Annotated in this window: 9 protein-coding genes; 5 read left to right on the top strand and 4 right to left on the bottom strand. The window is 37.5% G+C overall.

The window, feature by feature from the left end; translation table 11 throughout:
* Nucleotides 1-64: 64 nt before the first annotated feature.
* Nucleotides 65-430, bottom strand: a complete 366-nt coding sequence (locus tag VF500_RS08085) for a hypothetical protein (protein ID WP_330859187.1) — start codon at nucleotides 428-430, stop codon at nucleotides 65-67.
* Nucleotides 431-538: 108 nt separating this feature from the next.
* Nucleotides 539-1027 (bottom strand): UpxY family transcription antiterminator, encoded by a 489-nt coding sequence (locus VF500_RS08080; protein ID WP_330859188.1) that lies wholly within the window; start codon nucleotides 1025-1027, stop codon nucleotides 539-541.
* A gap of 872 nt (nucleotides 1028-1899) precedes the next feature.
* Here VF500_RS08080 and VF500_RS08075 point away from each other — a divergent pair.
* On the top strand, nucleotides 1900-3213 hold the full coding sequence (locus tag VF500_RS08075; RefSeq protein ID WP_330859186.1) for a WcaI family glycosyltransferase: 1314 nt from the start codon (nucleotides 1900-1902) through the stop codon (nucleotides 3211-3213).
* 9 nt (nucleotides 3214-3222) lie between these two features.
* Here VF500_RS08075 and VF500_RS08070 read toward each other — a convergent pair whose 3' ends face one another.
* The gene (locus VF500_RS08070) at nucleotides 3223-3444 is read right to left on the bottom strand and encodes a hypothetical protein (RefSeq protein ID WP_330859185.1); all 222 of its coding nucleotides are present in this window, start codon (nucleotides 3442-3444) and stop codon (nucleotides 3223-3225) included.
* 167 nt (nucleotides 3445-3611) lie between these two features.
* Between VF500_RS08070 and VF500_RS08065 the strand changes: the two genes are divergently transcribed.
* Nucleotides 3612-4001 (top strand): response regulator, encoded by a 390-nt coding sequence (locus VF500_RS08065; protein WP_330859184.1) that lies wholly within the window; start codon nucleotides 3612-3614, stop codon nucleotides 3999-4001.
* 20 nt (nucleotides 4002-4021) lie between these two features.
* Here VF500_RS08065 and VF500_RS08060 read toward each other — a convergent pair whose 3' ends face one another.
* On the bottom strand, nucleotides 4022-4252 hold the full coding sequence (locus tag VF500_RS08060; protein ID WP_330859183.1) for a hypothetical protein: 231 nt from the start codon (nucleotides 4250-4252) through the stop codon (nucleotides 4022-4024).
* 202 nt (nucleotides 4253-4454) lie between these two features.
* Between VF500_RS08060 and VF500_RS08055 the strand changes: the two genes are divergently transcribed.
* The 3 genes from VF500_RS08055 to VF500_RS08045 all read left to right on the top strand — a co-directional run.
* Entirely contained in the window at nucleotides 4455-5237 is a 783-nt protein-coding gene (locus VF500_RS08055) for a polysaccharide biosynthesis/export family protein (RefSeq protein ID WP_330859182.1), read from the top strand.
* Between the two features lie 35 nt (nucleotides 5238-5272).
* Nucleotides 5273-7606, top strand: coding sequence for a GumC family protein (locus VF500_RS08050; protein ID WP_330859181.1), 2334 nt, complete (start codon nucleotides 5273-5275; stop codon nucleotides 7604-7606).
* A gap of 78 nt (nucleotides 7607-7684) precedes the next feature.
* On the top strand, nucleotides 7685-8958 hold a 1274-nt coding region (locus VF500_RS08045), incomplete at its 3' end, for a polysaccharide biosynthesis protein (RefSeq protein ID WP_330859180.1).

The following is an 8958-nucleotide window of genomic DNA, read 5'->3' as shown; positions in this document are numbered from 1 at the left end:
TTGTTTGCTTTTCTTTTCTCTTCTTCTCTCCGCTTATGTAGTTTTTAACTGAGAGCTATTGCCACTAACGTTGGTCAAATTTCTTTTTTGAGTTTTCCAGGAGGCTTTTGTTGTATTTCTCCAATAATTCTATGTATTTGTCCCGCCAGTAAGAATCTTCCATCTCATCTGTGTGATAATCTGGTGTTTGATAACCCTGATTTTTAATATTGTCAAATTCACCTTCCGTAAACAAATGAGGAAATTCAACTGAAAAATCATGTTTCAGGCAAAGTCCTATTTTGTATATGATTTTCGGCTTTAAGTATTTTTGATTAAACCAGTAATAAACGGAGCGTCGGTTAACGTTAGTGAATCGTGCTATTTCGCTTATGCTGCAGCCTTTGCGTCTAACCACTTTTTCCACTATTTCGCCATGGTGCAAATCCATAAGTTTTTGTAAGATAAGTTTTGAACTGCTTAATAACAATCTTAATCGCAATTAAGTTGATAATTATTAAAAAATATAAGTAACAAGTTAATAATACATCTTAAAAAATTAACTCGCAACATTTAAACAAATTTGATCTACGTTTACCTTTACGGTTAAAACGCAGTTAAGCTGTTCAATGGTCATTAATATGGCTTTGCCCATAATCTGAGTAACCACCCCCTGGTAGTTATATAGTAAGCCATCTTTTATTTTAACCTTATTGCCAATGTTTAAATTCTGTATGCTGATAAGTTCAACTTCCGAATAGGTATCAACTATTGATCTTATCCGTTCAATTTCCAGGTCATTTAATATCACAGGCGCTCCGCAATGGGATACAAAATTTATTACACCAGGAACCTGCTTTACTTTAAGCTGTTCGCTTGCATTTACCTTGACAAAAACATATGACGGAAACAGTGGTGTCTCTATCATTTTATTTCTATCGGCCCATTTTTTTAGTGATTTAATCACCGGACAAAAAGAAATAATGCTGTTATCGTTTAAGGTTCTGTCTATTTTTTTCTCAAATCTGGACCTTGTATATACAACCATCCAATTTGGTGATGTGGGCTTGAGTAAAACGGCGTTCTTCATCATAGTTATTTGAGTGCTGTTTTTATTCGTTTGAAAATGAGGTAGATAATCAAACTAATGTTTTTCAATTTATAATGCGTTATTTTCATAAAAATCGCCAATTAGTTTAATAATTCGCATAGTCCCGCACAACTTGTTCCCAAATTGAGAAAAAAGTGTGGTGTAAAAGTCAGGCTGGGTAGAGGTTATATTTAGCCGCTTACGAGTCTCCCGGGCTGTTGATTATTAACTAAAGGGAAGTTGCAGGAGTAAAAAAATTAATGAATAGTTATTCGAAAGGTGGGTTTAATCAATAGTTTGTTTTTATGGCCTTTGTTTTCTTTTAAATTAAATAAAGCTACCTGTATAGCATGTTGTGGATATTGTTCAGATACCTGTTTTCGTGCTGGTTTTGCCATACGTAAATGGTTGTTCGTTTGTTACAAGAATGTGAATAATATCTCACTTTTGTACGATTTGAAACAATCGGCCATTTCGTTGATGATAAATAAATTATATGGGTAATTTTGTATCAATGTGTTAAATAAAATTCATGTTTAATTAAACATTGATAATGAATTGTTAAAGATGCACAGTAATTTTTAATTGAAAATAGTCATTGTAAGTGAAATGGCGAAGCTATACTCAATTATCAATTAATATCTCTCACCAATTAGATAGTTATTGCAACCACAGTTTTTACAATGATTTGCTTTTTAAAGAGTATAAGCTGCCGTGCTCGGGTTTAATACTGGTGTGATAATAAATTAACTTTAAGTGAATTAAGATCGAAGTATAACAGGATCCTGAAATAATAAGGTTCTTAATTCCCTCGCTGATAACTTAATCAAATGAATAGGCCAAACGCATCGAGCAAAAAGATATTAGTTATAGGCATCAACTTTTCTCCTGAATTGACGGGCATCGGAAAATATACCGGAGATATGGTTGATTGGTTTGTTGATAATAATTACGAATGTACAGTAGTAACAGCCTTTCCGTATTATCCGTTCTGGAAAGTACAAGCACCATATTTAAATAGGTTTTATAAACGGGAGGTATTAAAAAACGGTAAGCTTACCATATATAGGTGCCCCTTATATATACCTGAAAAGCCCGGTGGTTTAAAACGATTGATCCATGAGGCTACTTTCTTTCTATCGGCCTTTTTTACACTTATCTACTTATTGTTCAAACCTAAAAACGATTACATTTTTTGTGTAGCGCCACCTTTTCATTTAGGTTTCTTAGGGCTGTTCTATAGGTTTTTTAAAAGAGGAGAAATTATTTACCACATCCAGGACCTCCAAATTGAAGCAGCCAGAGATTTGAATATGCTAAAATCAAAAAAGGCATTTAAAATCTTGTTCGGGATGGAAAGGTTTATCATGCGGAAGGTTGATTTTGTAAGCTCTATCTCAAAGGGGATGCTTAAAAAGATCAGCTATAAAATTAATCGTGAAATATCATTTTTTCCTAATTGGGTTGATACAGATGCCTGTTATCCTTTAAGTAACTGCACCGAATTAAAATTGATGTGGAATTTTAATGCGAATGATAAAGTGGTATTATATTCGGGCAGCATTGGTGAAAAGCAAGGAATTGAAGCTATTTTAGATGTGGCAGAAAAACTACGGACGGTTAAGTTTATAAAGTTTGTGATCTGCGGAACCGGCCCTCATAAAGATAAGCTCATTCAGCGGGCTAAAGCGCAACAGCTTGATAACGTGAGTTTCTTCCAGCTCCAGGAACGCCATTTATTTAACAGCTTCTTGAATATGGCCGATGTTCACCTGGTTTTGCAAAAAAAGAGTGCTGCCGACCTGGTTATGCCATCAAAACTTACCACCATTTTGGCTGTTGGCGGCTTAGCGCTGGTAACGGCAGACCAGGGAACCACATTATATGAGGTGATAAATGATAATAATATGGGCGTCGTTATTCCGCCTGAAGATATTGATCATTTGAAAAATGCTATCCTTAACTGCTGCACGTCTGACAATGCTGAAATTAAATTGAATGCCCGCAACTATGCCGAAAATCACCTTAATATCAGCAAGGTGATCAAAAGGATGATGTCAAATATGCAGAAAACTGTATATCCAGAACCCAAAGGAATTAAATATTTAAGATTGGACAGGGATTCGGATCAAAAAATTGGTTAACGATAATATTTACACTGCATCTTCAATATGGAAACGGGATGCAGGGCCTGATAGCGAGATTTCGGGTTGTGAGTATAAATAATTAGAAGATGAATATTCATACACAGTAACATTGTTCAATAAAACTGAGATGCTTTCATCCTTGGTTTCAAAAGATTTAACCTCACCCAAAAATGTAAGATTGACGTTCAGATCTGTTATATATATCTTTTTTGTAACGGGCTCACTCATAGTTTAATTATTGGCGCAAAGAAAATAAAATTTTATGTCAATCTTTTTTCGGATAAAAAGAAAATGATTGTTTTTTAATAGAATCTTATGTGATTGTTTTTTAACGAAATATATATAAAGGCTACGAAATGCCTGTTCAATAATAACACCTGCAAAACCTAACCTGTGTGAAAATAATATTTATTGACGATGAGCCAATTCAACATTTTATCATTCAACGAATGATTGAAACTTATTTATCATATCTGCCATCAACTAAATATTATTTTGACGCTACAAAAGTTCTTGAATTTTTGACCGAAAACAAAGCCGATAGTGATGAATTACCCGATATGATATTTGTTGATATTAGTATGGATATCATGACCGGCGCAACATTCCTCCATAAATATAGCAAGCTGAGAGGCCGTTTATCTAAAAAAATAGATGTTTATATTATGTCATCGTCAATTGATCCATCTGATCTGGCATTGTCAAAAAAATACGATTTTGTTTTAGATTATATCATAAAGCCCTTAACCAAAGTTACACTCCGAAAAATATTAGAGCCTGCGTAATTAACAAAAGCCCCGGCTGTTTAACAGCACGCCATACTGCCATCGATAAAGATTTTATCCTTGCTTTTTTTTAAGGTGGTTTCTCCCAAACTAAATAATGGAGTTGAAGAGGTATAATCGTAAACTTCAATATTTAGGAGAGTGGCAATAACATTATCATTCACTTCTTCATAAGATTTAAGGAAGCCTGCAAAGGTCAGATTTTGTTCAAGATCGGTTAAGTAAATTTTCTTTTGAGAGGCTAACGTCATTGCAAATATGCTTTTGAATAAAGAGTGAAATGTATTTGCGTTGCTATACGGTTTTTGCCCAATAATGTTGCAACAAATATTCTATCATTTAACGTCGCTGTTCAACTATCCACACCCTGCTAACAGCTAATACCTTTTTTTAAGGTGCCGGAGTAAATATTCAAGGCCCTTCTTTTTTAAGAAATAATTAAAATCAATTATGATGAAAAATCAATTATTAACAACTTTTTTAGTTTTAATGGTGCTGCTTACGTCTTGTGCCAGCTACAAGGAGAATATTTATTTCCATGGGCTGGAAAGAAACCCGGAGATGAGTTATAAGATCACAAACTTTTCGCCCCCAACAATACAGCCTGGCGATGTTTTGGCATTAACTGTTAAAAGCTTAAATGCCGATGGTTCGGCTATTTTTAATACCGGTGCGCCGACTACTTCAGCTAAAGGTAAAGATGGAGCTGCCTCCGCATCTTCCCCAAGCGATGGTTACCTGGTAAATAAAGACGGTGAAATCCAGCTGCCTTTAGTACATGGCGTTAAAGTAAGCCAGCTTTCGCTTGAAGAGGCTGCTGCAACCATTAAAAGCAAAATAACACCCTTTTTGAAAGAACCGGAAGTATCAGTTTCTCTCTTGAATTTTAAAGTTTCAGTTTTAGGTGATGTAGCGCACCCGGATGTACTTTCTGTTACTGATGAACGGTTTTCAATTACAGATGCACTTAGCCGCGCGGGTGATCTTACCCCAACCGCCAATCGTAAAAATATTTTATTGGTTAGGGAAGTTGATGGCAAACGGAAATATATAAATATTGATATCACCTCCCCAAGGTTATTCGAATCGCCATACTATTATCTTAAAAGTAACGACCTGTTATACGTTGAACCTGGCAAAGATAAGTTTGCAAGCCAAAGCACTACATTCAAAATACTGCCAATTATAATTTCAATAGCCTCGCTGATATTGGTTACCTACCAGGTAACTAAATAAATACCTTAAAAGTTATCTCAATAAATAAAAATAATATGGAGGTTGTTAATTCTAATGATTCAGGGTCGGCCAAAGTCAGGATCTTTTTTAATAAGATCTTGTTTCATTGGCCCTTATATCTAATTTTCCTGGTTTTGTGCTTTGGGCTTGCCGTTTTTTATCTTAAATATAAAAGGCCTGTTTACCAGATATATGCCAAGGTGATGGTTAAAGATCAGCAAAAGGACGCTAACAAGGCCGCCCTTGAAGCAATTAACTTAACCGAAGCTCAAACAGGAATTGATGAACAAATGGGCTTAATGAGTTCAATCCCGGTAACAAGGCAGGTAGTGGAAGATCTACAACTATGGACCACTTACCTGGAACCAACGCCATATTATTCATACAAAGATATTTACAGCACTACCCCGGTGCAGTTTAAACTGATCAGCCGCGGAAAGGGTTCGTTAAATTCAATATTTGATATCGTAATTGAAAGCGACAGCACTTTTTTAATAAAACAGCCTAAGGAAAAGCCCATCAGGTTTGCGTTTCAAAATAACATGGTGAATAGTTTTGGTACCTGGAAGCTTGATAAATCAGCCAGTTTCAATCAGTATATAGGCAAAACAATCAGGATAAAGCTGCGTGAAATAGATGATGTAGTAGGATATTATCAAGGTGCTGTTCATGAATCGCCGGTGGCTAAAAGCTCAACAGTTATTTTCAGGCTGGAAGATGAAGTACCTGAAAGGGGGCGTGAAATTGTTGACGATCTTATAAGGGTTTACATGGCTGCTTCGGTTGAAGAAAAACGCCGTTCAACCCAAAACACCATCAAATTTGTTGAGGAACGGTTAGGTTCTATTACCCAGGAACTGAACAACGTTGAAAACAGGTATACCGGTTACAAAAGTGTACGCGGCATCACTGAAATTGCTGATCAGTCGTCTCAGTATGTGGGCGGCGCTCAATCAAATGAAAAACAGCTTAATGATATTAAAATTCAGATAAGTGTTGTGGATGGAGTTGATCGTTACCTTAACTCTGATGATAACAAAGGAAACACCCCGTCAATATTGGGCATAAACAGCCCCGCCCTGCAGGGATATATTGACCGCTTAACTGATTTGCAGTTGGAGCGCACTAAAATGCTGTCTACTTTACCTGAAAGTAATCCTTTGTTCAATCCCATAAATCAGCAGATAGCGTTAACGCGGGCTGCCTTAAGGGAAAATTTAAAAACAACCAGGGCTTCATTATTGGAAACCCAGAGAAGCCTGCAAAGTGTTGGCTCCTCATACCAATCAACCATACGCAGCTTACCCGGCCAGGAAAGAGACCTGAAGGATATTGACCGCATGAAGGGGATCAAGGAAAACTTATTTGTTTACCTGCTCCAGAAAAAGGAGGAGTTGAGCCTGGATTACGCTTCAACTATTTCTGACGCTGTTACAATTGATCAGGCACATAATGGGTCGCAAAGTGCACCAATTCCGGGCTCGGTTTATGCTATGGCGCTTTTATTCGGCCTCATTGTACCTACTGGTATGATATACGGAAGAGATGCTTTTAAAAATAAGATTTCAAGCAAAAACGCCATCATTGAAGGTACAGGCTTGCCAGTATTGATCGAGATCACGGACTCGGATACTACAGACCCTATTGTAGTGCTCAATCAAAAAACCTTTATCGGCGAGCAGTTTAGGGATTTGCGAACCAAGCTGAGTTATTTGCATAATAACAATAATAATCCCGGTAAAACGACACTTTTTACTTCAAGTATATCAGGTGAAGGCAAAAGTTTTGTGTTAAGTAACCTGGGCGCGGTTTTAGCCATTGCCGGAAGAAAAACAGTACTTGTTGAACTGGATTTGCGCAATCCAACCCTGGCTAAGCGGTTTAAATTGAAAAACTCAACTGTTGGGTTAACGGATTATATTATTGGCAATGCAAGTCAGGCACAAATAATTCAAAAGTCAGAGATCTCGGATGATCTGCATATCATTTGCGGCGGGGCGGTTCCGCCTAACCCTTCAGAGTTGCTTGAAAGCAAGCAGCTGGCTAACCTGATCGCCGAGTTAAAATTAAAATATGACCATATCCTTATTGATACTCCGCCGGTTCATATTTTAACGGATGCGATGATCATTTCTCCGATGTGCGATTTATGCCTGTACGTGATAAGGCAGGATTATACCCCAAGCCAGGAACTTGGCTTTATAAATGAATTGCGGGAGGAAAATAAACTGCCAAGAATGAAACTCATTTTTAACGCTGTTAAAAGCGAGTTGCATGCCAATAGCTATATCTACCAAAAAAACAGTTATATCAAGGAACCAACCAGGAGCATGAAAAGTAAATTGAAAAAATTTGCAAGCCGGTTTTAACGCTATTCTTTAATAAACACAGCCAATATCTCAATATGTGCATCACATGCATGACTTCCCCAATTTGCAGCCTGCTATATGAAAAGTTTAACAAGTAACATTGCTGTGAATGGCAGGTTCGAGAAATGGCAGCAATGGACAAAGCTTGTTGCTGTTACATTTTCGGCCCAGGCAGTTATTCAACTGTTGGGCTTATTAACCGGGATACTGATCGTAAGGTTATTGCCTACAACGGAGTACGCTTTTTACACGCTGTCCAATACCATGCTGGGTACAATGACTGTATTGGCTGATGGCGGCATCTCATCAGGTGTAATGGCACAGGGAGGGAAAGTTTGGCGCGATCGTGAAAAATTAGGCGTAGTAATTGCCAGTGGGCTCAAACTGCGTAAAATATTCGGTGTATTTAGCCTGCTGATCTCTTTACCTGTACTATTTTACCTGCTTGTGCATAACGGCGCAACGCTATTAACTTCATGCTTTGTTGTGTTAGCTATCATTCCCTCTTTTTTTGCTGCACTAAGTGATACATTGCTCGAAACTGCCTCTAAACTGCACCAGGGGATAAATAAGCTGCAAAAAAATCAGCTGTCTGCCGGCCTGGGGCGTTTTGTATTAATGGTAGGCTCATTACTTGTATTCCCGTTTACGGCTGTAGCTATTTTAGGGAACGGCATCCCGCGTATGTGGGCAAATGTTCAGCTAAGGAAAATTTCGGCCGAATATGCAGATCCCGAACAAAAATCAGATCCGGCAATTGAAAAGGAAATACTTGCCATAGTAAAACGGTCGCTGCCTGGTGCTATTTATTTTTGCGTATCAGGGCAGATAACCATCTGGCTCATCTCAATATTTGGAAATACACAATCCATAGCCCATGTTGGCGCATTAAGTCGTTTAACCACTGTGCTAACAGTTTTTACCACTCTGTTCAGTACGCTGATTGTGCCACGTTTTGCACGTTTGCCTGAGCAAAAGAAATTACTGGTGCAGCGATTTATACAAATTGAAATTGCGCTTTTGGTGATCAGCTTTATTATAGTGGTTATAGTTCTGTTGTTCCCTTCACAGGTACTTTGGGTATTGGGTAAGGGTTACGCAAATCTCAATAAAGAGATGCTGTTAATTACCATCTCAAGCTGCTTAGCAATGCTTGCAGGCGTTACCTATTCAGTTTTGGTGTCGCGGGGCTGGATCATTAAGCCGGTAATTAACTTAACTATCAATATATTATTCCAACTGTTGTTGGTTGTTACAATGGACCTTTCAAAAACAACCAATGTGCTGATGTTTTCCATAGTCGACTTTTTGCTGGCCTTTATTATTTTAATTACATACTTCATTTACAGGGT

Origin of the sequence: Mucilaginibacter sp., assembly GCF_036383575.1 — a bacterium.
Classification (GTDB): Bacteria; Bacteroidota; Bacteroidia; order Sphingobacteriales; family Sphingobacteriaceae; genus Mucilaginibacter.
The sequence above is the reverse complement of the archived record's forward strand: the minus strand, read 5'-3'. Positions and strand labels throughout refer to the sequence as shown.

Bases quoted from the DNA above. Each gene is read 5' to 3' on its own strand.
- VF500_RS08085 (WP_330859187.1), bottom strand. From the start codon at position 430: ATGGATTTGCACCATGGCGAAATAGTGGAAAAAGTGGTTAGACGCAAA.
- VF500_RS08080 (WP_330859188.1), bottom strand. From the start codon at position 1,027: ATGGTTGTATATACAAGGTCCAGATTTGAGAAAAAAATAGACAGAACC.
- VF500_RS08075 (WP_330859186.1), top strand. From the start codon at position 1,900: ATGAATAGGCCAAACGCATCGAGCAAAAAGATATTAGTTATAGGCATC.
- VF500_RS08070 (WP_330859185.1), bottom strand. From the start codon at position 3,444: ATGAGTGAGCCCGTTACAAAAAAGATATATATAACAGATCTGAACGTC.
- VF500_RS08060 (WP_330859183.1), bottom strand. From the start codon at position 4,252: ATGACGTTAGCCTCTCAAAAGAAAATTTACTTAACCGATCTTGAACAA.
- VF500_RS08055 (WP_330859182.1), top strand. From the start codon at position 4,455: ATGAAAAATCAATTATTAACAACTTTTTTAGTTTTAATGGTGCTGCTT.
- VF500_RS08050 (WP_330859181.1), top strand. From the start codon at position 5,273: ATGGAGGTTGTTAATTCTAATGATTCAGGGTCGGCCAAAGTCAGGATC.